A 26,321-nucleotide genomic window follows, 5' to 3' on the forward strand; every position below is an offset into this window, starting at 1 on the left:
CCCTAAATATTAAAATTTGTTAATGTGATTAAAATCATTCGCAAATATTGGTGATTTCAGAGATAAAATACACTAAACAACTGTTTGTATTTTTTTAACAATCTTTTTCATAAAAAAACTACAATTCTTCAAGTGCAATCCAAAAATGGTTCTTTTTAAATATATTACTTTAAGAAGAAATTGTATCCAATATTAACAGATCCTAGGTTTCCGCTTGCTTTATACCACCCAAAATCACGTGTATTACTGATGGATTGATAGCCTAAATACAACTCTCCTTTAGATATTTGGTATCCAAACTTCGGATAAGCGTAAAAACCGCCGTCTATTTCTCCTTGAACAGAGATTCCATACCCCAAATCAAGTCCTATAAAAATAGGTATCCCCGAAAATTTATATTTCCCTGAGGCCGCTACAGGAATAAATCCAAAATCATCCCAGCTATCTTTTCCAAAAAAGTGAGAATATCCTGTGGCAAGTCCTACATCAAGTCCTTTAGTAACATTCCATAAATAGGTTCCATTTATTCCCAGTGTCAATGATGAAATGCCATTTGCATCACTTACCGGAACACCAAAATGAGCACCAAGTTTAAAACCTTCTTGTGCCTGAGCTATACTTCCTAATAAAACAAAAGCTCCTAATAATAATTTTTTCATCGCAATAATTTCAAATTGTGTAGCTTCAAAATTACCAATTCTTTTCTTATCCTCTAAATAATACTAGCAATTCTTCCCTACAAAGAAAAAGGCAAAACAAGTAATCTTGTTTTGCCTTTTATATTTTTAAATCTGGAAATATTAATTACCTCCGAATTTGAAACCTACTCCTATTTGTAAGAAGCTGTTTGTAGTTTTTTCTCCATCAATAGGATCTTTAGCTAAGTTAGAGATACCCATATTATATCTAGCATCAAAGAATAATCCGTTTTCTAACATATATTCAGCACCAACGAAAGGGGCAATGTTTAATTTATTCGTTTGATCTTTGATATCACTTTCGTCACTACCTCCAACCTCTAATCCAGGTATAATTCCTCCTAAACCAAGATCAGCAACTGTTTTAGACTTTGCAGAAAGAATATATCCGAAACTTGCACCTGCAGAAACAGACAACCCTTCAGTAATAAAATATTTAGCAGATATAGGAAGCATTAAAGTTCCAAAAGTCATTTTATTTTGGATTTTGAAAAATCCATCTTCATCTTCAACACTTTCAGTAATTTTACCTCCTAGTTGAGAATATAATATTTCTCCTTGAAGACCAAATTTATCACTGATTTTGTATTCTACAAGACCTCCAACATAAAAAGTGTGTAAAGGATCTGTACTTGCAGAACCTGTATTATCTTTATATTTAAGTGTAGACATTGAATAACCCGCTTTAGGACCAAATCTAAGTTCCTGTGCGTTTGCAGAAATTCCCATAACAGCGACTGCTGCAACTAGTAATATTTTTTTCATACCTATTAGTTTTAATTTTAAGATGCCGCAAAACTAATATTTTTTTTCTAATTAACAAATTTTAACAAAAAAAAACAACCATAACAAATTATTATCAACAAGGAACACACATTACATATTCTTTATTCAATATTTATTTTTTAATTTTAAATCCTACCCCAACTTGTAAATAACTATTTTTTAATGAATCAAATCCGCTATCCTTATTGTTTTTCGCAATGTCATAAATTCCAAAAATATATCGGGCATCAAGAAATGTTTTTCTGCTAATACGGAATTCAACCCCTAAAAATGGATTTAATTCAAAAACTTTTACATCATTCTTTATATCAATTGAATCTCCTAAAAGAGTTGAAAAAAACTTTTCGTTGTTCCTGTCCTCACTCATTGTCTCCAAGATAAAACTGGGAATTATGCCCCCGTTAATACTGAACTGTTGCGTACAATAATACTTAAGCATTAAAGGAACACTCAACTTTCCTAATGTGATCGCGTTTGTATTTTTAGAACCATCATCATCATAGAAGGTGTTCCGACCTCCTGTAGTCGAAATACTTATCTCTCCTTGTAGTGCCAGATGATTTGAAAGTTTATGTTCAGCAAAAACAGCAAGATGAAAAGAAAGTTTTCCTTTGGATACAAAATCGGAATCCGAACCTGCATAGTCCGTTTTCAAAGTAGAACGTCCTATCCCGGTTCGGATTCCAAATGTATTTTCCTGTGCATTTAAATTAATTCCTACCAACAGATGCAGGATTAAAAGTAAAAGTTTTTTCATGGTTACGTTTAATGTAAGGCTAAAATAAACTCAATTTATAGAGTTCCATTCTAGCAAAATATCATTTCACTTAAACATAACTTTTACGTAACAAAAAAATTAATCTTTTTGTCTTTTATCTTCTTCGTTGTACGCTAAAATAATTTTTCTCACAACCGGATGTCTCACCACATCTTCTTCTGTAAGATGTACAAAACCAATTTCTTTCACATCTTTTAGAATTCTCATCGCTTCTTTCAAACCAGATTGTTGTTTTGGAGGCAAATCTATTTGAGTAGGATCTCCTGTGATAATAAATTTAGCATTCATCCCCATTCTCGTTAAAAACATTTTCATTTGAGAATGAGTCGTATTTTGAGCTTCATCCAAAATTACAAAAGCGTCATCTAAAGTTCGCCCTCTCATAAAAGCCAAAGGTGCTACCTCGATGATTTTTTTTTCAATAAAACCTTCCAGTTTTTCGTGTGGAATCATATCTCGAAGCGCATCATACAAAGGCTGTAAATAAGGATCTAGCTTTTCTTTAAGATCTCCAGGTAAAAAGCCCAAACTCTCCCCTGCTTCTACGGCAGGCCTTGTTAGAACAATTCTTTTAACCTCTTTATCTCTTAATGCTCTGGCTGCTAAAGCTACACTGGTATATGTTTTACCCGTTCCTGCAGGGCCAATAGCAAAGACCATATCTTTTTTCTCAGTTTCTCTTACTAATTTTTTAAGATTGGCTGTTTTAGCTTTAATTACTTTACCATTTACTCCTTTTACGATAATATCCTGATCAAAAATCAGTTGTTTTTCATTCTCATCTTTTAACTTAAGAATATTTTCAACGTCTTTTAATTCAATCGAATTATTTTTCGAAATAAATCCTACAATATCGTCCAGTTTTAGCTTAAAAATATCTAAAGTTTCCTGGTTACCCATTGCAAAAATATAATGATCTCTTCCCGTAATTTTAAGTGTCGGAAAGCTAGATTTTATTAAATTGAAATATTGGTTATTAACGCCATAGAAGATCTTTGCATCAGTACCTTCCAAATCAAATGTTAATTCAAACATGCAAATATTTTTTATTAGAATCTAAATTTAGAGTTTTTTTTCAAATACAACTTAATGTTTTTCCCTTTAATTATTATTTTAATCATTGCTTAGCAAACCTTTTCACTTAAGTAAAACATTATGAAAACATTATCTTTTTTTACCCTAAAATAAATGAAGAAAACTAAATTATTTGTAAGTTTATAAGCCTCTAAGCAAAAATCACAAGAAAATGAAAAATCCACAAGAAAAGTTACCACTCTTTAAAGCCACATTATTAGGCGGTTTTCTCTCGGCAATTGTAAAATTTGGATGGGAGGTTCCTTTTCCTCCCCGTACTCCGGAAAGAGATTCTACCAACCCTCCTCAAGCTTTATTAGAAAAATTTGGAGTCCCGGAAAAACTATCACATTTTTCTTATCTGTACAACGAAAATGCAAGGCCTATTTTTAGTTTCATCGTTCATTTTGGATTTAGCTTTTTCTTCGCCTGGCTGTATTTTTGGCTTGCAGAACGTTACAAATCGGTTACTTTAGGATCTGGCGCACTTTATGGCATTATCATTTATGTACTCTTTCACGTTATCATCATGCCGTTAATCGGAATCGTTCCATCTCCTCTGGACCAACCTTGGGAAGAACACTTTTCCGAGCTTTTTGGTCATATTGTGTGGGCTTGGTCTATTGAAATCATCAGAGTATATGTTAAAAGCAAACAAAAATTAACCCTCTAAAAACAAAAACTTTAAAATTAAAGGGTAAAAAAAATATTTCACAATACGCTTCTTTAGCCTTACACCTTTCTTTAATTCAATTTATTAAGAAATAAATTTCTTGTACATTGTCCTATTTTAGGATATTTTTAAGTATTTAAATCCTACTTAATTCCTTTATTTTAAATAAATTTGCAATACTATCATTCTACATATACAAAATGTCAATCATTACCCTTACTTCGGATTTCGGAAATTTAGACTACAGAGTTGCTGCTATGAAAGGCAAGATTCTGTCTCTAAACCCAGAGGTTAATATTGTTGATATTACCCACGACATCCAGGCATTCAACCTTATACAAACTTCATATATCTTTAGGAATGCGCACAAATATTTTCCTAAAGGCAGTATTCATATTTTATCGGTAGACAGTTTTTTTCATAAATCAAGAAAAAATATTGTGTACAAATCGGACGGATCATACTTTTTGGCCTCCGACAATGGGCTTTTAAGTCTTATTTTCTTCGATATTAAACCAGAAGCGATTTATGAAATCACGCTAAACAGCAGATTTGATGACATCGTAAGCTTTACATCAACAGACATTTTTGTTCCTGCAGCGGTGCATTTAGCCAACGGTGGTCTTCCTGAAGTTATCGGCAGAAAAATAGATTCCGTAAAAGAACTTTTATTCCCGAAACCTGTTCATAATGAGTCAGAAAGAATGATCATTGGTGAAGTGATGTATATTGATAATTTCGGAAATATAATTTCAAATATCAACAAAGAAATTTTTGAAGTTGCCAGTAAAGGAGCTCAAAATTTCACCATAAAATTCAGAAATCTAAGCCTTTCAAAAATCTTTTTAAGCCATACGGAAGTTGTTTCCGATTGGGAAAGAGAGACAGAGTACCATGGTCAGTCGGCTGCAATTTTCAATGACAGTCAGCTTTTGGAACTTACGATCTACAAAGGCAGCAAAAAAAATGGGGCAAAATCTTTGTTTGGATTAAATGTTGGGGAAAATATTTACATCGAATTTTTCTAAAATTATACATTCCATAAAAAAACCGATTTTTTTTATATATTTGTCAAAATCTAAAAATTAAAAATGGCAGAATACAAATTATTGCTTCCTTCCATGGGAGAAGGTGTTATGGAAGCGACAATTATCACTTGGTTATTCAATGAAGGTGATAGTGTAAAAGAGGATGATTCCGTAGTAGAAATTGCAACAGATAAGGTAGATTCAGACGTTCCGACACCAGTTTCGGGGAAAATTATGAAAATCTTAAAGCAAAAAGACGAAGTTGCCAAAGTAGGTGAAGCCATTGCTATTTTAGAAATTGAAGGAGAAGGCGGAACTGCATCGTCAGAAGAAGTAAAAACGGAGGCTCCAACTTCAGCTCCAGATACTGAAACTTTAAAAACAATTGAAGGCGCCCTACAACCTACCGCTACTTCACATGTAGAATTCTCAGGAGATCTTTATTTATCACCTCTTGTAAAATCTATTGCTCAACAAGAAAACATTTCTGAAACTGAACTTAAAACCATCAAAGGAAGCGGTTTAGAAGGAAGAATTACTAAAGAAGATATTTTAGCACATGTTGCTAACAGAGGAAACCAACCTCAGGCAGCTCCTGCTCAACAAGCAGTTGTAGTGGCTAAACCAGTATCAGCTCCGGCTTCTACGGTTCCGGTTGCTGCAGGTGACGAGATCATTCCTATGGACAGAATGAGAAAAATCATCGCTGAAAACATGGTGAAAGCGAAACATATTGCACCACACGTTACTTCTTTCATCGAAACAGACGTTACCAACGTTGTAAAATGGAGAAACAAACATAAAGATATTTTCGAAAAACGTGAAGGAGAGAAATTAACTTTCATGCCAATTTTTGTAAAAGCGATTGTAAAAGCAATTCAGGATTATCCGATGATCAACGTTTCTGTAAATGGTGAGAATATCATCAAAAAGAAAAACATCAATATTGGTATGGCGACTGCCCTTCCAGACGGAAACCTTATTGTTCCTGTTATTAAAAATGCAGACCAATTATCTCTTTCAGGGTTAGCAAAAGCAATCAATGACTTAGCATACAGAGCAAGAAATAAAAAATTAAGACCTGAAGATACTCAAGGCGCAACCTACACTATTTCTAACGTAGGAAGCTTTGGAAACTTAATGGGAACTCCTATTATTCCTCAGCCTCAGGTAGCTATTTTGGCAATCGGAGCGATTGTTAAAAAACCTGCAGTTCTTGAAACTAAAGATGGTGACGTAATTGCGATCCGTCAATTAATGTTTATGTCTCACTCCTATGACCACAGAGTCGTAGACGGTTCTCTTGGAGGTATGTTCTTGAAACATGTTCATGACTATCTTCAGAACTGGGATATGAATACGGAAGTATAAATCAATACATGATTGTTCATAAGTCATAAATGATATAATTATCATGTTGAGCTTATTGAAGCATTTACATATAAACCTTCGGAATTTATTTTTCGGAGGTTTTTTATTGCTTAATTTAGACTTACCTAATATTAAAAAAATGGAACTTGATTTTAGAAAATTAGACGTCATTAAACTTTTTGATTTTTCTAAAGAGGAAGAAAGGTTAATTTTTGAAATTTATGACAAGCTAATTGAAAACTATTCTATTTCTGTGATTAACATTGAAGATTCTCCCTATAATCAATTCACTTCTAAAAGTGAAAACCCTTTAATCATACCCAAAATTTGCTATTATATCACTAATAAAAACAATACAACCGGTTTTTATCTTTTTATAATCAACAAAATAGAAACAACAGTAAAAGGAGCTCGTACAAACAATAAATTTGATACTTTACAATGTTTAGGGTTTAAAAAATTAGATGAGGACTTTAATTTCATCTCAATCAATAAGAAAAAATTTACAGATAAAATCGCAGGAATTTTTAGTAGTTTCAACATCAATTTTAAAGATGATCGAGACTTTAAAGATTTTTATGTACTGGGAAGTGATAAATATAAAACAATGGCATTTTTAAATCCTGCAAGAAAAGAAATCATCAAAAGCTTTCCGGACGAAGATTTTCATCTGGAAATTAAAAACGATATTTTAAGTTTTACCATCCCGAAAAAACTTACCTTAAATAATGCTTTAATAATTTCAGATTTCCTCGAACAAATATAAAATTCGCATTTTTAACGTATTTTAGCATCTCAAATTTAACAAATGTTGAAAATTTTTACCCTCATTCGAAGAAGTCTCAAAAAATCCTTCGACAATATCCGAAACGAACAATTGAAGTACAATCTGCTTCAGGCGATTCCTTTTTGGATTGGGTCTGTGATTACAGGCTTTGTTGCTGTGATGTATGCTAAAATTTTCGCGTGGGGAGAAAAACTGTTGGAAATCATTCTTCATTGGCATGATTGGATGATCTTTATCATTGCTCCGATTGGCTTTATACTTTCGTGGTGGCTTGTGAAAGAATTCGCGCCTAATGCTAAAGGAAGCGGAATTCCTCAGGTAATGGCCGCTGTTGAACTGGCCAATCCAAAAGAACACACCAAAATAAGAAGCCTTTTAAGCCTTAAAATCATCTTTTTCAAAATTCTTTCCTCTGTTATATTGGTGATTGGCGGAGGCGCTGTGGGACGAGAAGGCCCAACGATTCAGATCGCAGGTTCGGTTTTTAGGAAAGTCAATGAATATCTTCCCCATTGGTGGCCAAAAATATCTAAGAAAAACATGATTATGACAGGCGCTGCTGCAGGTCTTGCAGCCGCTTTTAATACTCCACTTGGCGGAATTGTATTTGCCGTTGAAGAACTCTCAAAAACACACATTAATTACTTTAAAACAGCTCTTTTTACCGCAGTTATCATTGCTGGACTAACAGCTCAGACCTTTGCTGGATCTTATTTATATCTAGGCTATCCTAAAACCCATGATGTTTCTTTAATGGTGATGTTTCCCATTATTTTAGTCGCTGGAATTTCAGGAATTATGGCGAGTCAGCTTTCAGTGACCATGCTCAAAATGAATGACTGGAAAAAAAGAAAATTGAAAACCGACAGATCAAATGTCGCTTTCCTTATTGTATGCGCTCTTTTTATAGCTTCTATAGCCTATTTTATCAATAGAGAAATTTTAGGTTCAGGAAAAGAAATCATGCAACGGGTACTTTTTACACAGAATAAACATGAAGATTGGTATGTTCCTATTTTAAGAATGCTTGGCCCTGCTCTATCTTTTACTTCTGGTGGCGCAGGTGGAATTTTTGCACCGGCCTTAGCTGCAGGAGCGAGTATAGGATCTGTTGTTTCAGGAGCAATCCACCTAACTCCAAATGAAAGCAATGTGGTTATTTTAGGCGGAATGGTTGCTTTCCTTACCGGAATTACCCGAGCTCCGTTTACTTCTGCAATTATCGTATTAGAAATGACCGACAGACATTCTTTGATTTTCCATTTGATGTTGGCAGGAATGGTTTCTTCTATTGTTTCTATTTTGGTAAGCCGCCATTCATTGTATGATGTTATAAAAGCGAATTTCTTGACGGAGATTAGAAGTAAGGAGGATTAGTTTTAGTGTTTTAGTGTTTTAGTGTTTTAGTGTTTTAGTGTTTTAGTGTTTTAGTGTTTTAGTGTTTTAGTGTTTTAGTGTTTTAGTGTTTTAGTGTTTTAGTGTTTTAGTGTTTTAGTGTTTTAGTGTTTTAGTGTGAAAATTACATACAACTGGCCATTCACGATTAACAATTCACCAATTTTATTTTATATTTTTCCGCAAATATTTACGTCATACATTGTGTATTAGAAATAAAATACATATTTTTGCACCTCGAAATAATTAACAAATTCATTTAACATTATGAACAATTACGAAACTGTTTTCATTTTAACTCCCGTTCTATCTGACGCTCAGGTGGAGGAAGCAGTGAAAAAATTTGAAGATCTTTTAAAAGAAAAGAACTGTGAAATCGTTGCTAAAGAAAACTGGGGATTAAAAAAACTAGCTTATCCGATCCAATTAAAAAAGAACGGATTCTACACTTTAATCGAGTTTAAAGGCGAAGGTACTATCGTTGCTGATCTAGAATTAGCTTTCAAACGTGACGAAAGAGTGATCCGTTACCTTACAACTAAACTTGACAAGCATGCTATTGAGTACGCTGTAACAAGAAGAACTAAAGTAAAAGTAGCTAAAGCTTAATTATTAACCCAATTTTTTAAAAAAGACAAGACATGGCAATAGATGATATGGCTAAACAAGCCTCAGCTGGAGGAGAATCAGAAGTAAAATTCTTAACTCCACTTGATATCAATACAAAATCTGAAAAGAAATATTGTAGATTCAAAAAATTCGGAATTAAGCACGTTGATTACAAAGATGCTGATTTCTTATTACAGTTCGTAAACGAACAAGGTAAAATCTTACCAAGAAGATACACTGGAACTTCTTTGAAATACCAAAGAAAAGTTTCTGCTGCTATCAAAAGAGCAAGACACCTTGCTTTGATGCCTTACGTAGCTGACTTGTTGAAATAAGCCACAACAAAAAATAAATAAAAGAAGAGAGCTCGCTTTCTTCTTTTGTTGCTGAATAAATAATTTTAATTCTAACTTGATTTTAGAGTGATCTAAAATCTAAAAAAGGACAACAACAATGGACATTATCCTAAAAAAAGACGTAGAAAACTTAGGTCTTGAATTCGATACAGTAAGCGTAAAACCAGGTTATGCTAGAAACTTCTTACTTCCTCAAGGAATTGCACTTTTAGCTACACCTAAAAACAAAGCAGCTCTAGAAGCTACTTTGGAAGCTAGAAAAGAAGAAGAAGCTAAATTAATCGCTACAGCTAACGGTGTAGTAGATCAATTGAAGAAAGCTACAGTTATCATTCCTGCAAAAGTAGGTTCTGGTGATAAATTATTCGGATCTATCAACAATGCAGATCTTTCTGCTGCTCTTGCTAAAGCTGGAGTTTCTGTAGAGAAGAAATACATCAAAATCCCAGGAAACACGATTAAGAGAACTGGTAAAGTAACTGCTAACATCAGATTACACAGAAATGTTGAGTACAACTTCGAATTCGACATCGTATCTGACGCTCCAGTAGAAGCTCCTAAACCAGCTGCTCCTAAGAAAGTAGTTGCTGTAGAAGAAACTCCTTCTGAAGAAGCTTAAGATTCTAAAGAGATTTTCTCAAATATATAAACCACTTCGTTTGAAGTGGTTTTTTTGTTTTTTATTACCAATTGCTGATTAACACTATTTTTTTTAGAAGCTTAATCCCGCTATCCTCTCATACTCCTCACGCCAGCCTTTCCAACATCAAACCCTCTCACTCTCCAAGTCCATGTTGCGGGGTAACCGTTCCTATCGGGGCTAGGGCATTCGTCGCCATCATTATTTTTTGTCATTGCGAGGAGCGAAGCGACGAAGCAATCTCTTACTGCAAAAAAATTTAATTATGTGATTAAGTTTCCACGAAGTTTGTCATTCTGGAAGAATCCAGACTTTTTTTGTAGCGACAGAATAGTAAAAATTATTATTGAGATTCCTACGGAATGACAAAGTAGATGGTGAAGTTGCAGCGCGAAGTTTATTTTGAGATTCCTTCATCACTACGCTCCTCGCAATGACACTAAAACCCTCATACACACCAACCCTCCCACTTACCTATTTCCCTCTCAATTTCTGCTGATATTCACTCGGAGCCACACCAATTACCTTTTTAAAAATATTACTGAAAGAAGACAAACTGTTATAGCCAACCATCATCGCAATCTCATACATATTATACTTTCCTTCCAACATCAGCTCTAAAGAACGGGTGATTCTTAAAGCACGCAAAAAACGAACGTAATTCATCCCTAAAATCTCTTTAAACTTTCTGGACAGGGTTCGTGTACTCATTCCAAATTCTTTTGCAGTAGATTCTATCGTAAGAGGCTTTTCAAGGTTAGCATGAACGTATTTAGCAATCTTCAATAAGGTTTCATCTTTCGGAAAAGGATGCTGCACCGGAAATGCTAAATTCTTGTCTCTCTTCTCAGGAAGAATACTTTTCAGCGCTTTGAGGAAATAATATTTTGAAGTATCATTTTTTGTGATTTTCCCATCCCAGTCTTTGGTATATAAAATCATCTCCCGAAGCAAATGACTTACCGAATACACATTAATTTCATCATAAAAGCCATTTTCATTTTCTTCCTTTTTAAAATAAAAATTATATAAATCTACTTTCGGACTTGAACTAAAGATATAATGTGGAGTTCCAGCGGGAATCCACATAAAACATCTTGCAGGAAGATACCAATGTTTTAAATCTGTAAAAACATGCACAATACCGCCCTCTGCATAGACTAATTGTGCAGATCCGTGATAATGAACATCCGTTGTTATATTTCCTGCAAGTACGTTAAATACATAAAACTCGGCATCTTCTTCTTCTACGGCTCCAAAATGACTATCATTCATAGAATAAAGGTAAGAAGAAAATTTCACATTGGCGTAAATGAACAAATCTTTTTCTGTTTTCACAAATCAGGTCTGACACTCTACCTCGTAACTTTGCACTATCAAAATCAATTTATCAAAAAACATTCAATTAAATTATGAAAATGATATTTAACGCATGTAGATATCAAGGCATTGCGTTGTGCTTATTATTAATAAGCAGCTTTCTACACTCACAAATGATAGATTATCAATCTCTAAGCTTACAACAAGCCTTGGAATTGGGTCTAAAGAATAATAAAAACATTCAGATAAGCCATTTAAAACAACAAATGTCCGAAACCAAAGAGAAAGATCTCAAAATGGAAAAATTACCGGATATTGAATTTCATACAAGCTATAATCAAGTTTCCAATCTTTTTCAACATGAGAATGGCGTATTCGGAAAAGCGACTAAATATGATATCATTAATGGAATGTATGATTTCACGCTTTCAGCTTCTATTCCGGTTTACATGGGAGGAAAAATTAAAAATACCGAGAAAAAAGCATCCATTGATACCGAAATTTCAAGTTTAAAAACACATCTCGATGAGAGACAACTTACGATGGAAATCATCACTGCTTTTCTTCAGATCCATCATTTAAAAGAACAGCAAAATTTGATCGATGATAAAATGAAAGAAGATTCTGTGAATATCAAACAGGTAAAAGCCTTAAAAGCAAACGGCGTGGTAACAGTGAATGAAGTGTTGAGAACCTCTTTACAACTTTCTAATCACAAAATGAGCTGGACAGAATTAGATAACGATATTCAAATCGCAGAACATAAATTAAAAACAATTCTTTCCCTTCCAGAAAATCAGGAAATGCACATTAATACAGAAGATCTGATCTCTGATAAAGCTGAAATTCCGTATGTAGATGAATTAACAGAAACTGCTTTAACCAAGAATGAATCTGTGGAAATGACCCACAAAAACCTTTCATTAAAGCAACTGGATCAAAAAATAACAAGAGCGAATTATTTACCTAAAATAACAGCAGGCGGAGAATATTTTTTAAAATATCCGAATATGATGTTTTTCCCTCCTGAGCCTTACGCTTACCGTTTAGGAATGATTGGAGTAAACCTTACTTATCCTATTGAAAGTTTGTATAAAAATAAATACAAAATGCAGGAAGCAAAGGAAAATATAAGCCTGGCAAAACTTCAAATCGAGGAAAATGATGAAAACGTAAGACACAATGTCTATGAAGCGTACAAAAAGTTTGAAGAAACAGATCAAAAAGTGAAAATTGCTGAAGAAGCTATTGATCAGGCGAAAGAAAACTACCGTATTGTAAGAACAAAATACATCAATAAATTAAGCTTAATTACTGAACTTATTGATGCCGACAACGCCAATCTGGAAGCACAATCCAATCTTATATCTGTAAAAATAAACCGACAACTTAAATATTACCAACTCCAATATACGATTGGAAATCTTTAAAAAACTATGGCACAGAAGCAATTAACACAAAAAGAAAAAAGAATCAATAAAACGATCACTTTATTGGCTTGGATCCTTATTATCAGCGGAATCACAGGAATGCTAAGTTTCTATCTTTTTTCGAGAAAAAATGTTACTACAAACGACGCGCAGATCGAACAATATATTACGCCTGTTTCCAGTAAAGTTTCAGGTTTCATTAAAACAATAAAATTCAACGAAAACCAATTCGTTCACAAAGGAGATACTTTGATCATCATTGATAACAGAGAATTTGTAAACCAAGTAAAAATGGCAGAAGCCAATCTGCACGCCAACTCTGAAAATATTACCACCATTCAAAGTGGGGTCAATACAAAAGAAAGTGACACCAAAATCATCGATGCAAAAATCGCCTCTGCCAAAATTGATATTTGGAGAACGGAGCAGGATTTTAAAAGATATAGAAACCTGGTTTCAGAAGATGCCGCTACCGAACAACAGTTTGAAAACGTAAAAGCGTCATATGATCAGGCAAAAGCCAATCTTTTAGCGTTGGAACAGCAAAAAAATGCTGTGAAAGCAAGCGCAAACGAACAGGAAACTAAAGTTGCTCCGGCGAAAAGTCAGATTCAACAAAGTTCTGCAAGCTTGAATAATGCTCAACTTTTCCTTTCCTACACGGTAGTTACAGCGCCTTATGATGGTTGGGTTGGAAAGAAAACAATTCAGGAAGGTCAGTTAATTAAAGAGGGTCAGGCTTTGGTTCAAATTGTAAGCAAAGAAAAGTGGATCATTGCCAATTATAAAGAAACTCAATTGGGACAAATTGATCAAAAGCAAGAAATTACGATTACCGCAGATGCTTTTCCTGATGTAGAATTTAAAGGAAAAATTGTGTCAATTTCACCTGCTTCGGGTTCTCAGTTTTCTTTAGTAAAACCAGACAATGCAACGGGAAACTTCGTCAAAATAGAACAGCGGTTTCCAGTGAAAATTATTCTTGATAACAATCAAAATAACGAAAAACTACTTTCCGGAATGAATGTTTTGGTGAGTGCGAAGAAAATATAGAGTTTGAGAGTATGAGGATTTGAGAGTTTTATGTAGTGTTAGATTTTATGTAAGGATTTTAACTTTCAAATTCCTCTTTCTCAAATTTAAAATTAACCAATTAAGTTCTTTTTTCAACGAAAAGGCTGGACTGCAAAGCCGCAAAATTGCCATTTTTTTCTTACGCATTTTGCTATTTTACCTTTTACTTTTTTTACATTTTGCTTTTCGGCCTTTTCGTTTTTATTCAATAAAAAATGCAACACAATTCAGTTTATTATAAATGGGTTCCGCAATGGCTGAAGCTGCCACTTCTTATACTGGCATTGTTTCCGCACTTGATGTTACTGTCAATCCTGCACTCCAACAGCGCTTTTACGTCCTCTTTTATGGACGTAGATCCTGATGATATTCAGTATTTACTGATGATGATGTACGGAACATTCGTGGTAACCATGTTGGTTTTACAGCGGTTTATGGCTTATTTTAGTGTAAAATATTACATTCTGCTGATGTCTTCTATTTCAGTCATCATTCTGTATGTTTTATCCGTCACTAATGATTATCATGTTATTTTATTCATCAGATTCTTAGAAGGAATTTTCGGGCTGATGGAAGGTGCTATATTTCTCCCCTTAATTGTTGCTGAATTAAAAACTAAACATGCTAAAATCATCACCTATCTTTTCATGTATACCATCATGTTAACAGGTGGAACGGTTACCACATCTTTACTAAAATCAAGCATTCAGGATTATGATTTTCAGCATATGATTTTGATGATTCTTTACTTTCATATTTTTGTTTTAATTATCGGAATTGCACTTTTCAACAGAAACAGATTTTTCCCTAAAAAACCCTTATATCAATTAGATATTACAAGTTGGTTTCTCCTTTGGGTTTGTTTACAAGCTGGAGCGTATGCCATTATTTACGGGAAAAGACTCATGTGGTTTGAATCTGATACAATCATTCTATGTCTGTTTATATTCTTAATTTCAGGCGGCTTATTTATGCTAAAACAGAGAAATTCTAAACGTCCGATTTTTCACTTTGAAGTTTTCAGTTCAAAAAATGTGATCGTGGGAATGCTTTTATTCTTCATCTTTTATTTAATTCGTTCGGGATTAAATAATGTTTACAGTATCATGGCAACCGTTTGGAAATGGCCTTGGGATTATATTGTAGACATTCAATACTGGAATGTTTTAGGAACCGTTATAGGTGTATTTTTATCCGGAATCTGTTTAATGAAAGGCGTTTCTTCAAGAATTGTATTCTTCATCGGATTTCTATTGTTAGCGATAGATTGTGCATGGTTTACCTATACTTTTTATCCCGATACCACGCTGTCAACAATTTGTCCGCCACTATTTTTACAGGGAATCGCACAAGGCTTATTATTTACGCCATTGGTATTTTTCCTAATTTCGGGAATGCCCGAAGAATACGTTTCCAATGCCACAGCTTTGGGTACTTCTACCCGTTTCTGGACAACCGCAATTGGATATGCTCTAATGCAAAATCTAATGTTATTTTTAACCTTAAAACATTCGGATACCTTAAGTTCTCAGTTAACAGATACTAATCCCGTTTTCTATTCGCAATGGAATCAAATCTTTGGAGGCAACATTGCTAAACTCCCCATTAATGATTCATTGTCGATGACGGCAGGCGCTTTTAAAGCTAAAATTACAGCGCAATCTATGTTGCTTTCGAACATGGAAATATTCACAGGATTATTTTGGTTGGCATTCATCACGGCATTGCTTTTATTACTGTATCATCCCGTAAAAATTGCCATTAGAAATATAATGTAATTTTTAGGCAGAAGATTTGCAATAATTCCTGAAATTTGATTTATGGAAATTCAGGAAATCGTATCAAAACAAAAAGAGTTTTTCAATACACAGAAAACAAAGAATCTTAAATTCAGGAAAATGTATCTTGAAAAATTAAGAGATCTGATTCTTGAAAACGAAAATCTTTTAAATGAAGCCATTGATAAAGACTTTGGTAAATCTAAATTTGATACTTTCACTACAGAACTTTCTTTCATTTTAAAGGATATTAATTATTATCTTAAAAATTTAAATGCTTTAGCCAAACCTAAAAGAGTAAGAACCAATCTCTCCAACCAAATTGGAAATAGCAAAATTTATTCTGATCCTTTAGGCTGCGTTTTAGTGATCGGTGCCTGGAATTATCCTTATCAATTGTCCCTTTCACCTATTATTGCTGCTTTAGCTGCCGGAAATTGTTGTATTCTAAAGCCAAGTGAAATAGCTGAAAACACCATGAAAGCGATGTCTAAAATCATCAATGAAAACTTTCCTCCCGAATATTTATATGTTTTTGAAGGAGGAATTGAGGAAACAACGGCGATTTTAAAATTCAAATTCGATAAAATATTTTTCACCGGAAGTACTAAAGTTGGGAAAATTATTTACCAAGCGGCGGCTGAACATTTGACTCCCGTAACCTTAGAATTAGGCGGGAAATCACCTGTCATTATAACTAAAGATGCCAATCTTGAAGTTGCAGCCAGGCGAATTGTTTGGGGTAAATTTTTAAATGCCGGACAAACCTGCGTTGCTCCGGATTATTTATTGGTGGAAGAATCTATTCATGAACAGTTTATTGAAATGCTGAGAAATCAAATTAAAGCGTTTAAATATGAACCCGGTTCTGAGCAATACACCAGAATTATTAATCAAAAGAATTTTCACCGATTAATTCAATTGATCGATAAAGAAAAAATATACTTCGGCGGAAATTACAATGAAGAAAAGTTATACATCGAACCTACAATTTTAAACAATGTACATTGGGAAGATGATGTGATGCAGGAAGAAATTTTCGGACCTATTTTACCTGTGATCTCGTTTAAAAGTTTTAATCAAATAGTAAATTATTTAATTGAACTTGAAAAACCACTTTCAGCGTATTTGTTCACCAATAATTCGGAAGAGAAAGAAGCTTTCACTCAAAAACTTTCTTTTGGCGGAGGCTGTATTAATGATGTTGTGATGCATTTAGGCAATGACAATCTTCCTTTTGGAGGTGTTGGAACTTCAGGAATGGGAAATTATCATGGAAAGTTTGGTTTTGAAACTTTTTCACATCAAAAACCTATTCTGGAAAAAGCAACCTGGGGAGAACCGAATATTAAATATCCTCCTTATTCAGAAAAAAAAATCGGCTGGATTCGAAAATTTTTATAAAAAAACAAAAAAACCGAGAAATTTTCTCGGTTTTAATTTTTATGATTTTGGAGCCCATTGATTAAAAAACTCTTTTACTTTTTCTAAGCTGTATCCTTTTTCATGCTCTAAAACATCACTCTGCTGAACGTGGATCATTTTACCATTTTTATCTAAAACAATAAATACCGGGTAACCATATTTATCTCCAGGATTTCCGTATTGAGCAAAAACCTTTTCATTTTTATTATCCGGAGAAAAATTCAAATGATAATATACATAGTTCTTATCAACAATTTCCTTTAATTCAGGAGTAGTTTGAACAAACTGATTGAAACGAAGACACCAGATACACCAATTTCCTCCTGCCTGAATCATAACGTTCTTTCCTTCTTTCTTAGCTTTAGCAATTAAAGCATTAATATCTTTTTGTGCATCTGCTTTTGCATTATAAGGCTTAGGCAGTTTTGCCTTTTCTTCTGTTGCAGCCTTTTTCTTTTGTTCTAATACCGCTGCATCTTCTTTCACTTTTTCCGTCTGTGCATACGCCATCGATCCAAATGCCAGACATAAAGCTGCAAAATATTTTATTGATCTCTTTTTCATAGTATAAAAGTAAAAAATTAATACTTATTATCAGCAAAAATGAAACTATAATTTTTTTATCACTAAATTTGCATGTTTTATGAATTTCCTTATCAAAATACTATACTTAATTTCTAGACTTCCTCTGAAAATACTCTATACATTTTCAGATATAATATTCTTTCTGAATTATTACGTCGTTGGTTATAGAAAAAAAGTAATTACCCAAAATTTGAAAAATTCTTTTCCTGAAAAATCGGAAGAGGAAATTGATGCGATCAAAAAGAAATTTTATTCCAACTTTTCAGATTATTTGGCTGAAACCATAAAATCTTTCACCATGTCTGAAACTGAAACAAAAGTGAGGATGCAGCACATCAACCAAAATTTGTTTCACGAAGCTAAAGAAGAAGGAAAAAACATTATCTTATTAGCAGGTCACGTTTTCAACTGGGAATGGATGAATACGCTGGCTACCATAGTACCACAAACAAACTGTCATCCGGTTTACAGAAAAGTGAACAGTACTTTTTGGGAAGATCAAATGAAAAAGGTCAGAAGTAAGTTCGGTAATGATGCATTGGAAGCAAATGAGGTTGTCTTAAATATTTTCAGATCTAAAAATAATGGCGATTCTATCTATCTTTTTGTAGCAGATCAAACACCGCATTTTTCACATGTCAGCTACGGATTAGAATTTCTAAACCAAAGAACTCCCGCATTTATAGGATATGATAAATTAGCCACAAGAATGGATCTTATTTTCATTTATTGTGAAATGAAGAAGGTTAAGAGAGGTTTTTATCAAATTAATTATCATCGAGTAAGACCTGACGGAGAGAAATTTGTAAAAAATGAAGTCGTGAAAAAATTCCATCAATTGTTGGAGAATACGATAAAAAAACGTCCTGATAATTATTTGTGGTCACACAGAAAATGGAAATATCAAGATTCTATTAAAGATTTTGATTCCGAAAAAATATAGATCTACATGTCAAAAAAAATAGCAGTTGCTATATTAAATTGGAACGGAAAAGCTTGGCTTGAACAATTTCTTCCAAGCGTTGTTCAGTTTTCTCAAAATGCAGAGATTTACGTCATTGATAATCTTTCAACAGATGATTCTATAGACTATCTAAGGACTCATTTTCCATTGGTTCACATTATCAAAAACAATCAGAATTTCGGCTTTGCCGGAGGTTATAATGAAGGGTTAAAGCATATTGAAGCTGAATATTATTGCTTACTCAATTCTGATGTTGAAGTCAGTGAAAACTGGATAGAGCCTGTGTTGGAATTATTTGAAACAAATGCTAAAATATCGGCTGTTCAACCTAAAATATTATCTTTTAACAATAAAAATTTCTTTGAATTTGCAGGGGCTGCTGGTGGTCTTATAGACAACCTTGGTTATCCTTATTGCAGAGGAAGAGTATTTGATGATCTGGAAGAAGACAAAGGCCAATACAATGATGAAACAGAGATTTTCTGGGCTTCGGGATGTTGCTTTTTTATCCGTTCCAAAGATTTTTGGGAACAGAAAGGGTTTGACGAAAGATTTTTTGCGCATCAGGAAGAGATTGATCTTTGTTGGAGATTAATTAATTCAGGAAAAAAAATATTTTATACCGGGAAATCTAAAGTGTATCATGTTGGAGGGGGAACTTTACATAAACAAAGTCCTCAAAAGACCTATTTAAACATCAGAAATAACCTTTCGATGATGCTTAAAAACCTACCTTTCCCTACATTAATTGGGCTAATTTTCTTCAGACTTTGTCTGGATGGCCTTGCAGGAGTTTATTTTGGATTTAAACACGGATTTCCTCATCTTTGGGCCGTTGCAAGAGCACATTTTGGTTTCTATGCACAACTTCCGGGAACTTGGAAACTTCGACAAAAACATCAAAAGGATCATTTCTATCAGTCTAAATGGTTAATTTTTAAACATTTTCTTTAGAATAAACTTGAAATTCTTTTTTAACGTTCAGTTTTATTAGAAATATTAAAATAAATTCATACATTAAACTTTTAATTCAAACCCCTTAATTCACATCTTTTCTCAATGGATTTTTGCGCAATAGATTTCGAAACAGCCACTAATGACAGAAGCTCAGCTTGCGAAGTAGGAATTTGCGTTGTAGAAAATTCTAAAATTATTGAAACGAAAACATGGTTGATAAAACCTCCCAGCTTTCCTTATTTCAGCCAGTATAACGTTGCTGTTCACGGAATTTTACCCGAGGATGTTAAAGACTCTCCCACTTTTGATGAAATTTGGTATGAGATTCAAGATATGATGTACGGAACATTAATGATTGCTCATAACGCGAGTTTTGACGCCGGAGTTCTAAGAGCATGTCTGAGTCATTATGGAATATTTACTCCAAAAATAGACTATTTATGCAGCATTCAGCTGGCTAAGAAATCATGGAATTATCTTCCTAAATATGGTTTAAAGCATCTAGCGGAATACCATCAAATAAAGTTTAAACATCATAGAGCGGGTGCCGATGCAGAAGTATGTGCAAAAATATCTTTATTAGCCTTTGAAAAGTTATTTATCACCAGCAATGAAGAGGTTTCTGATTATATGAAATTGAAGATTAAAAAGCTTTAATAAATAGCTCAAATCTAGCATAGAGTTTGTCTTTCCTTGAGCATCTGCATTTGCTTTGCAGAACCACTTTCAGTAGGTCAAATTATTATTCATTTGAATTAACTATATAAATATTACACAGCGTAAAACGGATAATAATGTTTTAATTTAAGCTATTATTTTCGGCTTTGTGTCTTAAGCATCATCACAATTAATTACTTAAAACTTCAGAAAGTAAACTGAATTTTGGAATGTCAATTTCAAAACTTTCCTGAGTGTCCATATTCTTTACTAGATATTTTCCACTCATATTCCCTACTCCGGAACGTAGCATTACGTTAGAAAAGTAAGCAAAATTTTCACCTACAGGAATCTCCGGTGTCAATCCTATTACACCATCGCCTGTAATCTCTGTGTATCCAAATCCTACGTCAAAAATTAACCATTTTCTTTTAAGAATTTTTATCGGAAACTCTCCGTCGTTTTCTATCGTTATGCTGTATTTAAAAACATAACGGTTTTCGGATGGATAACTGTTTTTACTATCATATTCAGGTATTACTGAAACTTTGATATGTGAAGTCATTTTTGAGAACATCATTTTTGTATTTGCTAAATATATACAAAAATCTCGCCTTTTTTAAGGCGAGATTATAAGATATCTTAAATTATTTATAATTATAACTCTAAGCCTCTTCTTTCGTCACCTCCCATTAATATTTCAACAGGGTTGTCGATACCTTCTTTTACTGCTACCAAGAATCCTACAGATTCTTTTCCGTCAATAATTCTGTGGTCATAAGACATTGCAACATACATCATCGGACGAATTACTACTTGTCCGTCAACCGCAACCGGTCTTTGAATGATATTGTGCATTCCTAAGATTGCAGATTGAGGTGGGTTGATAATTGGGGTAGATAACATAGATCCGAAAGTACCACCATTTGTAATAGTGAATGTACCACCTGTCATTTCATCAACAGTGATTTTTCCGTCTCTTACTTTAACAGCAAGATCTTTAATGTTAGCTTCTACTCCTTTGAAAGACATGTTTTCAGCATTTCTCAATACCGGAACCATTAATCCTTTAGGGCCTGAAACAGCAATTGAAATATCGCAGAAATCATAGTTAATTTTAAAATCTCCGTCAATTGATGCATTTACATCAGGATATAATTTTAATGCTCTTGTAACCGCTTTAGTGAAGAAAGACATGAAACCAAGTCCTACTCCGTGTTTTTGAGCAAATTCTTCTTTATATTGTTTTCTTAATCTAAAGATCTCAGACATGTCTACTTCATTGAAAGTAGTTAACATTGCTGTTTCATTCTTCACAGAAACTAATCTTGAAGCGATCTTTCTTCTAAGAACAGAAAGTTTAGTTGTTGTTGAAGCTCTAGAACCTGTAGCTGTTAAAGAGTTACCTCCCATTGCAGGAACAGCAGCTAATTCAGCGTCAGTTTTAGTGATTCTTCCGTCTCTTCCTTGTCCAGCAACTTGTGATGCGTCAATACCCTTTTCATCAAGAATTTTCTTAGCAGCAGGAGATGGAGCTCCAGAAGCATACGTTTGAGGTGCAGCAACTGGTGCAGCTGGTTTTGGAGCTTCTGTTTTTGCTGGTTCAGCAGCTTTAGGAGCCTCTTCTTGTTTTGGAGCAGCCGGCGCAGCACCTTCTGGCTTAGCAGCATCCATATCAATTAAACAAACTACCTGACCTACTTGTACTACATCACCTTCTTCAGCTTTTAAAGTAATAATTCCACTTTGTTCTGCAGGTAATTCAAGCGTTGCTTTGTCTGAGTCTACTTCAGCGATAGGTTGATCTTTTTCTACATAATCACCATCGTTTACAAGCCAAGTTGCAATTTCAACTTCTGTAATTGATTCGCCCGGTGAAGGAACTTTCATTTCTAAAATTGACATATTGAGTATTTTTTATTTTTTAATTGAGTATTATTTTAATTAAGCTGTTACAGGTCTTTTAGCAGGAGCATCGTCTCTATCGAACACTCTGTTGATCACTGCATTTTGGTTTTTCTCGAACATTTTATGACTTCCCGGAGCCGGAGCACCACTAGGAACAGGAGAAATAACCTGAATTCCTGTATCTCTGAAGTTTCTTAAGATGTAAGACCAAGCCCCCATATTTTCTGGTTCTTCCTGAGCCCAAACAATTTCTTTTTTGTTCTCATATTTATTAAAGATCGCCTCGATTGCATCATTTTGTAACGGATACAATTGTTCAAATCTTACCAAAGCAATATTTTCAGCGTTTAGTTCTTCTTTTTTAGCCAATAATTCGAAGTATAATTTACCTGAACAAAGTACTAATTTTTCTACTTTTTTAGGATCAGCAGTTGGATCGTCTAAAATCGGTTGGAAACTTCCTGTTGCAAAATCTTCCAATGGAGAAACTACTTTTGGATGTCTCAATAGAGATTTTGGACTCATTACGATCAATGGCTTTCTGAACGTCCATTTTAACTGTCTTCTTAACAAGTGGAAATAGTTAGCAGGCGAAGTAATATTCGCTACCACCATATTTTCGTTTGCACAAAGCGTTAAGAATCTTTCTAATCTTGCTGAAGAGTGCTCTGCACCCTGACCTTCAGATCCGTGAGGCAATAGCATTACCAAACCATCCTGAATTTTCCATTTTTCTTCTGCAGCCGCCAAATATTGATCAACAATAATCTGTGCTCCATTTACGAAATCTCCAAACTGAGCTTCCCAAATTGTTAATGTATTAGGAGAAACCATGGCATAACCATAATCAAATCCTAAAACTCCGTATTCAGAAAGGTGAGAATTGAAAACATCAAATCTGCTTTCAGAAACATGTCTTAATGGGATAAATTCTTCTTCAGTATCCTCAGTTTTTACTACTGCGTGTCTGTGAGAGAATGTTCCTCTTTCTACATCTTCCCCAGAAAGTCTTACATTGTGACCTTCAGTAAGCAATGTAGCATATGCTAACCACTCTCCTAATGCCCAATCTAAAGAATTTCCGTCGATTGCTTTAAGACGGTTTTCGAAAAGTCTTGTAATTTTATTAATAAAATTTTTATCAGCCGGAAGTGTTGACATTTTGATTGCCAATTCTTTCAACTTCGCTAAGTCATATTTTGTATCAACAGGTAATTGAACTGCGCCTCTTTTTCCGATAGGATAGTTTACCCAATCTTCAGACATAAACAAGTCCATTACGTTTTTCTCGATCTCTTTAGAAGCATCAAAGTCTTTATCTAAAAGCGCTTTGAAATCAGTTTCCATTTTCTTAAGAACATCGTTAGAAATAATGCTGTCGTTGATTAATTTATCTTTATAAATTTCTCTTGGATTCGGGTGCTTAGAGATTAGTTTATATAAATTAGGCTGCGTAAATCTTGGCTCATCCCCTTCGTTATGACCATATTTTCTATATCCTAATAAATCAATATAAACATCTTTTCCAAACTTCGCTCTGAAATCAGCAGCAAAATGAATGGCATGTACTACTGCTTCCGCATCGTCAGCATTTACGTGCATTACAGGAGATTCTGTAACTTTAGCAATGTCTGTACAATACGTTGAAGATCTAGCATCTGCATAGTTGGTTGTAAATGAAACCTGGTTGTTTACAACGATATGAACAGTTCCTCCTGTTTTATATCCTTCCAACGTCATCATCTGAGCCACTTCGTAAGCAATACCCTGTCCTGCCAATGCACCGTCACCGTGAATTACGATCGGTAAAATTTTAGAACTGTCTCCTTTGTATTTATCATCTATTTTAGCACGACAAATCCCTTCTACCAGAGCAGATACTGTTTCTAAGTGAGATGGGTTCGGAGTAAGGTTAATTGCCACTTCTTCTCCGGAAGCTGTTTTTATTTTTTTAGATGAACCTAAGTGATATTTAACATCACCAGAGAATACATCTTCTTCAAATTCTTTTCCTTCAAATTCTGAGAAAATCTGCTTGTAAGACTTTCCGAAAATATTAGATAAAACATTTAGTCTACCTCTGTGAGCCATTCCTAGAACAACTTCATCAACTCCTAATTGAGAAGATCTTGAAATCAATTGATCCAACGCAGGAATCAATGTTTCACCTCCTTCAAGAGAGAATCTTTTTTGTCCCACAAATTTTGTGTGAAGATAGTTTTCGAAAGCTACTGCCTGATTCAACTTCAATAAAATATCAGTTTTCTCATTAGCAGAAAGACTTGGATGGTTTTCGTTTACCTGTAACCATTTTTTGATAAAGTCTTTTTCTTCAACATTGTTGATGTAGGTATACTCAACACCGATAGAATCGCAGTAGATGCTATCTAAATGTTTGATAAGTTCCTGTAAAGTTGCAGGTTCTTTCATTCCTGTTTCAACAGCACAGTTGAACTTTGTATTTAAATCAGCCTTATCAAGACCAAAATTTTCGATATCTAAAGTCGGAGTATAGTGTCTTCTTTCTCTAACTGGATTTGTTTTGGTAAACAAATGCCCTCTCGTTCTGTAAGCCTCAATAAGGTTTACTACTTTAAATTCTTTTTTGATATGCTCAGGGACTTCGCCGTTAGCTGCTGCCTGAGATATTTGCTGTACTGCCGGAGCAACACTAGCCGGAGCTTGGATATATTGAATGTTATCGCCTTCACCGTAGTTCTCCAAAGCAAAATCGAATCCTTGAAAGAAGGATTTCCATGATGGTTCTAAAGAGTCCGGGAATTTTAAATACTGTTGGTATAAATCCTCAATTAATTGAGAATGAGCTGCGTTTAGGAATGAAAATCTGTCCATTATTACAGTTTATCTATTATTAAATTTTGTTTGTAGAATTAATGGTCAAATTTAATAAAAAAAACCGAGGTGGGACAGCCTAAAACTATTAAAAAAACTATAAAACAAATAAATATAATTAATTTACTTATAAACGGATAAAGAGAGCTTCATATTTACGTTCTGATCTTCCATAGGACGTTCGATAAAAGTCTGACGAATATCACCAAAACGCATCTCGTCTTTTTTGGCTTTTTGAATCAGTTGCTGTACAGCTTTAACCCTTCCTTCGTAGGTTCCTCTATAATACATTACATAGTTTTGGGTAGGACTTACTGACCTGAAATTAAAGTTATTATCTGTAACGCCGAACTTTTTAGATAAAGGAATTCCTAGAAAATAAGAGACTTCTTTATCTTTATAATTATCCGCATCTGTGATCATAATCGGGTACCCAAATTCGTCATCTTTTTTGCCTAAATCCATCGTTACATAATTATAAACTTTGTTATAATTCATCACAATATTTTTATAAAGCGCATCTTTTTTATTTGACGTACTGACGTTAATTCCCAATAAAAGTTTGTCTTCTTCCTTCTCAACCATCAAACTATCGTACTTTATGGCCGCCATCTGGTTGTCTTTTTCTACTTTATTCCCCAAAACATTCTTCAAGGTGACCATACTTTTATTAATATTCTCTGCAAATCGGTCTTCTGTCCAGAAATTCTCCACTCTTTTGAGCACAGATAATTTTGGGGTGTGAACGTACCAAATGATTTTCGTCTTTTCAGCAGAAACAGGTTTAAATTTAACATCCACCAATGTTGGATTTTCATTCCTATCTTCAAAAAGCTGATACCTTAGTGTTTTGTTTGGATTTTCGTATCGGATAAACATTTCTCCATCCGTATCGTTTTTTTTATCTACATAACTTATAGAACTCCCCTGCCCTTCATAAGGCGTATAATAATCTATGTCAATAGACTTAGAATTTTTAAAAAAATTATTCCAACGGGTGAAGTTCTGTAGATTATTAAATTGAGAAAAGACTTTATCCACCGGATAATCTATTTCTTTTTCTATGGTAAAGCTTTTACTTTCATCCACAAAGTAATACATGGAAGCCGCATAAGCTCCTCCCAGTACTATCGCAGTTATTGCTATGATTTTAAAAAAACGCATCACACAAAAGT

At 34.0% G+C, this 26,321-nt stretch carries 25 protein-coding genes; 15 read left to right on the forward strand and 10 right to left on the reverse strand.

Annotated features, from left to right (window positions below):
* Nucleotides 1–164: 164 nt before the first annotated feature.
* From AMQ68_RS03245 to AMQ68_RS03260, 4 genes are all read right to left on the reverse strand, one after another.
* Nucleotides 165–659: a hypothetical protein gene (locus AMQ68_RS03245; protein WP_054509176.1), complete on the reverse strand. Its 495-nt coding sequence runs from the start codon at nt 657–659 to the stop codon at nt 165–167.
* 141 nt (nt 660–800) lie between these two features.
* Nucleotides 801–1,463, reverse strand: a complete 663-nt coding sequence (locus AMQ68_RS03250) for a porin family protein (protein ID WP_054509177.1) — start codon at nt 1,461–1,463, stop codon at nt 801–803.
* Between the two features lie 133 nt (nt 1,464–1,596).
* A complete protein-coding gene (locus AMQ68_RS03255; RefSeq protein ID WP_054509178.1) occupies nt 1,597–2,241 on the reverse strand; it encodes a porin family protein in 645 nt (214 codons plus the stop codon).
* A gap of 99 nt (nt 2,242–2,340) precedes the next feature.
* Nucleotides 2,341–3,297 (reverse strand): PhoH family protein, encoded by a 957-nt coding sequence (locus AMQ68_RS03260; protein WP_054509179.1) that lies wholly within the window; start codon nt 3,295–3,297, stop codon nt 2,341–2,343.
* Nucleotides 3,298–3,508: 211 nt separating this feature from the next.
* On the opposite strand from AMQ68_RS03260, the gene AMQ68_RS03265 reads away from it, so the two are divergent.
* The 8 genes from AMQ68_RS03265 to rplI all read left to right on the forward strand — a co-directional run bounded on the left by AMQ68_RS03265 (nt 3,509) and on the right by rplI (nt 10,174).
* Nucleotides 3,509–4,009: a DUF1440 domain-containing protein gene (locus AMQ68_RS03265; protein ID WP_054509180.1), complete on the forward strand. Its 501-nt coding sequence runs from the start codon at nt 3,509–3,511 to the stop codon at nt 4,007–4,009.
* A gap of 200 nt (nt 4,010–4,209) precedes the next feature.
* Nucleotides 4,210–5,037: an S-adenosyl-l-methionine hydroxide adenosyltransferase family protein gene (locus tag AMQ68_RS03270; RefSeq protein ID WP_054509181.1), complete on the forward strand. Its 828-nt coding sequence runs from the start codon at nt 4,210–4,212 to the stop codon at nt 5,035–5,037.
* A 63-nt stretch (nt 5,038–5,100) separates the two neighbouring features.
* Entirely contained in the window at nt 5,101–6,408 is a 1,308-nt protein-coding gene (locus tag AMQ68_RS03275) for a dihydrolipoamide acetyltransferase family protein (RefSeq protein WP_054509182.1), read from the forward strand.
* Between the two features lie 139 nt (nt 6,409–6,547).
* The gene (locus AMQ68_RS03280) at nt 6,548–7,174 is read left to right on the forward strand and encodes a hypothetical protein (protein ID WP_054509183.1); all 627 of its coding nucleotides are present in this window, start codon (nt 6,548–6,550) and stop codon (nt 7,172–7,174) included.
* A gap of 42 nt (nt 7,175–7,216) precedes the next feature.
* Nucleotides 7,217–8,572 carry a chloride channel protein gene (locus AMQ68_RS03285; RefSeq protein ID WP_054509184.1) on the forward strand — a complete coding sequence of 452 codons (1,356 nt, stop codon included), beginning with the start codon at nt 7,217–7,219 and terminating at the stop codon, nt 8,570–8,572.
* A 285-nt stretch (nt 8,573–8,857) separates the two neighbouring features.
* A complete protein-coding gene (gene rpsF / locus AMQ68_RS03290; RefSeq protein ID WP_054509185.1) occupies nt 8,858–9,199 on the forward strand; it encodes a 30S ribosomal protein S6 in 342 nt (113 codons plus the stop codon).
* Between the two features lie 32 nt (nt 9,200–9,231).
* The gene (gene rpsR, locus AMQ68_RS03295; RefSeq protein WP_027382072.1) at nt 9,232–9,534 is read left to right on the forward strand and encodes a 30S ribosomal protein S18; all 303 of its coding nucleotides are present in this window, start codon (nt 9,232–9,234) and stop codon (nt 9,532–9,534) included.
* Between the two features lie 118 nt (nt 9,535–9,652).
* Entirely contained in the window at nt 9,653–10,174 is a 522-nt protein-coding gene (gene rplI / locus AMQ68_RS03300) for a 50S ribosomal protein L9 (protein WP_054509186.1), read from the forward strand.
* 495 nt (nt 10,175–10,669) lie between these two features.
* On the opposite strand, the gene AMQ68_RS03305 is transcribed toward rplI, so the two are convergent.
* Nucleotides 10,670–11,533 (reverse strand): AraC family transcriptional regulator, encoded by an 864-nt coding sequence (locus tag AMQ68_RS03305; RefSeq protein WP_241775041.1) that lies wholly within the window; start codon nt 11,531–11,533, stop codon nt 10,670–10,672.
* Between the two features lie 74 nt (nt 11,534–11,607).
* On the opposite strand from AMQ68_RS03305, the gene AMQ68_RS03310 reads away from it, so the two are divergent.
* The 4 genes from AMQ68_RS03310 to AMQ68_RS03325 all read left to right on the forward strand — a co-directional run bounded on the left by AMQ68_RS03310 (nt 11,608) and on the right by AMQ68_RS03325 (nt 17,201).
* Entirely contained in the window at nt 11,608–12,945 is a 1,338-nt protein-coding gene (locus AMQ68_RS03310; protein ID WP_241775042.1) for a TolC family protein, read from the forward strand.
* A 6-nt stretch (nt 12,946–12,951) separates the two neighbouring features.
* Entirely contained in the window at nt 12,952–13,998 is a 1,047-nt protein-coding gene (locus tag AMQ68_RS03315; protein WP_054509188.1) for an HlyD family secretion protein, read from the forward strand.
* Nucleotides 13,999–14,234: 236 nt separating this feature from the next.
* Nucleotides 14,235–15,797 (forward strand): hypothetical protein, encoded by a 1,563-nt coding sequence (locus tag AMQ68_RS03320; RefSeq protein WP_054509189.1) that lies wholly within the window; start codon nt 14,235–14,237, stop codon nt 15,795–15,797.
* Nucleotides 15,798–15,839: 42 nt separating this feature from the next.
* Nucleotides 15,840–17,201 carry an aldehyde dehydrogenase gene (locus AMQ68_RS03325; RefSeq protein ID WP_054509190.1) on the forward strand — a complete coding sequence of 454 codons (1,362 nt, stop codon included), beginning with the start codon at nt 15,840–15,842 and terminating at the stop codon, nt 17,199–17,201.
* A 39-nt stretch (nt 17,202–17,240) separates the two neighbouring features.
* Here the strand turns inward: AMQ68_RS03325 and AMQ68_RS03330 are convergent, their stop codons facing one another.
* Nucleotides 17,241–17,732: a thioredoxin family protein gene (locus AMQ68_RS03330; RefSeq protein WP_123905638.1), complete on the reverse strand. Its 492-nt coding sequence runs from the start codon at nt 17,730–17,732 to the stop codon at nt 17,241–17,243.
* 133 nt (nt 17,733–17,865) lie between these two features.
* On the opposite strand from AMQ68_RS03330, the gene AMQ68_RS03335 reads away from it, so the two are divergent.
* From AMQ68_RS03335 to AMQ68_RS03345, 3 genes are all read left to right on the forward strand, one after another.
* The gene (locus AMQ68_RS03335) at nt 17,866–18,750 is read left to right on the forward strand and encodes a lysophospholipid acyltransferase family protein (RefSeq protein ID WP_054509192.1); all 885 of its coding nucleotides are present in this window, start codon (nt 17,866–17,868) and stop codon (nt 18,748–18,750) included.
* 6 nt (nt 18,751–18,756) lie between these two features.
* A complete protein-coding gene (locus AMQ68_RS03340; protein WP_054509193.1) occupies nt 18,757–19,725 on the forward strand; it encodes a glycosyltransferase family 2 protein in 969 nt (322 codons plus the stop codon).
* A gap of 105 nt (nt 19,726–19,830) precedes the next feature.
* Nucleotides 19,831–20,385, forward strand: coding sequence for a 3'-5' exonuclease (locus AMQ68_RS03345; protein ID WP_054509194.1), 555 nt, complete (start codon nt 19,831–19,833; stop codon nt 20,383–20,385).
* Nucleotides 20,386–20,575: 190 nt separating this feature from the next.
* Here the strand turns inward: AMQ68_RS03345 and apaG are convergent, their stop codons facing one another.
* The 4 genes from apaG to AMQ68_RS03365 all read right to left on the reverse strand — a co-directional run bounded on the left by apaG (nt 20,576) and on the right by AMQ68_RS03365 (nt 26,310).
* Nucleotides 20,576–20,950, reverse strand: a complete 375-nt coding sequence (apaG, locus tag AMQ68_RS03350; protein WP_241775043.1) for a Co2+/Mg2+ efflux protein ApaG — start codon at nt 20,948–20,950, stop codon at nt 20,576–20,578.
* A 92-nt stretch (nt 20,951–21,042) separates the two neighbouring features.
* Nucleotides 21,043–22,290, reverse strand: a complete 1,248-nt coding sequence (gene odhB, locus AMQ68_RS03355; protein ID WP_054509196.1) for a 2-oxoglutarate dehydrogenase complex dihydrolipoyllysine-residue succinyltransferase — start codon at nt 22,288–22,290, stop codon at nt 21,043–21,045.
* A 39-nt stretch (nt 22,291–22,329) separates the two neighbouring features.
* A complete protein-coding gene (locus AMQ68_RS03360; RefSeq protein ID WP_054509197.1) occupies nt 22,330–25,146 on the reverse strand; it encodes a 2-oxoglutarate dehydrogenase E1 component in 2,817 nt (938 codons plus the stop codon).
* 123 nt (nt 25,147–25,269) lie between these two features.
* Nucleotides 25,270–26,310 carry an SRPBCC domain-containing protein gene (locus tag AMQ68_RS03365; RefSeq protein ID WP_054509198.1) on the reverse strand — a complete coding sequence of 347 codons (1,041 nt, stop codon included), beginning with the start codon at nt 26,308–26,310 and terminating at the stop codon, nt 25,270–25,272.
* Nucleotides 26,311–26,321: the final 11 nt, after the last annotated feature.

This window comes from Chryseobacterium sp. ERMR1:04 (genome assembly GCF_001297705.1).
Taxonomy (GTDB): Bacteria; Bacteroidota; Bacteroidia; order Flavobacteriales; family Weeksellaceae; genus Chryseobacterium.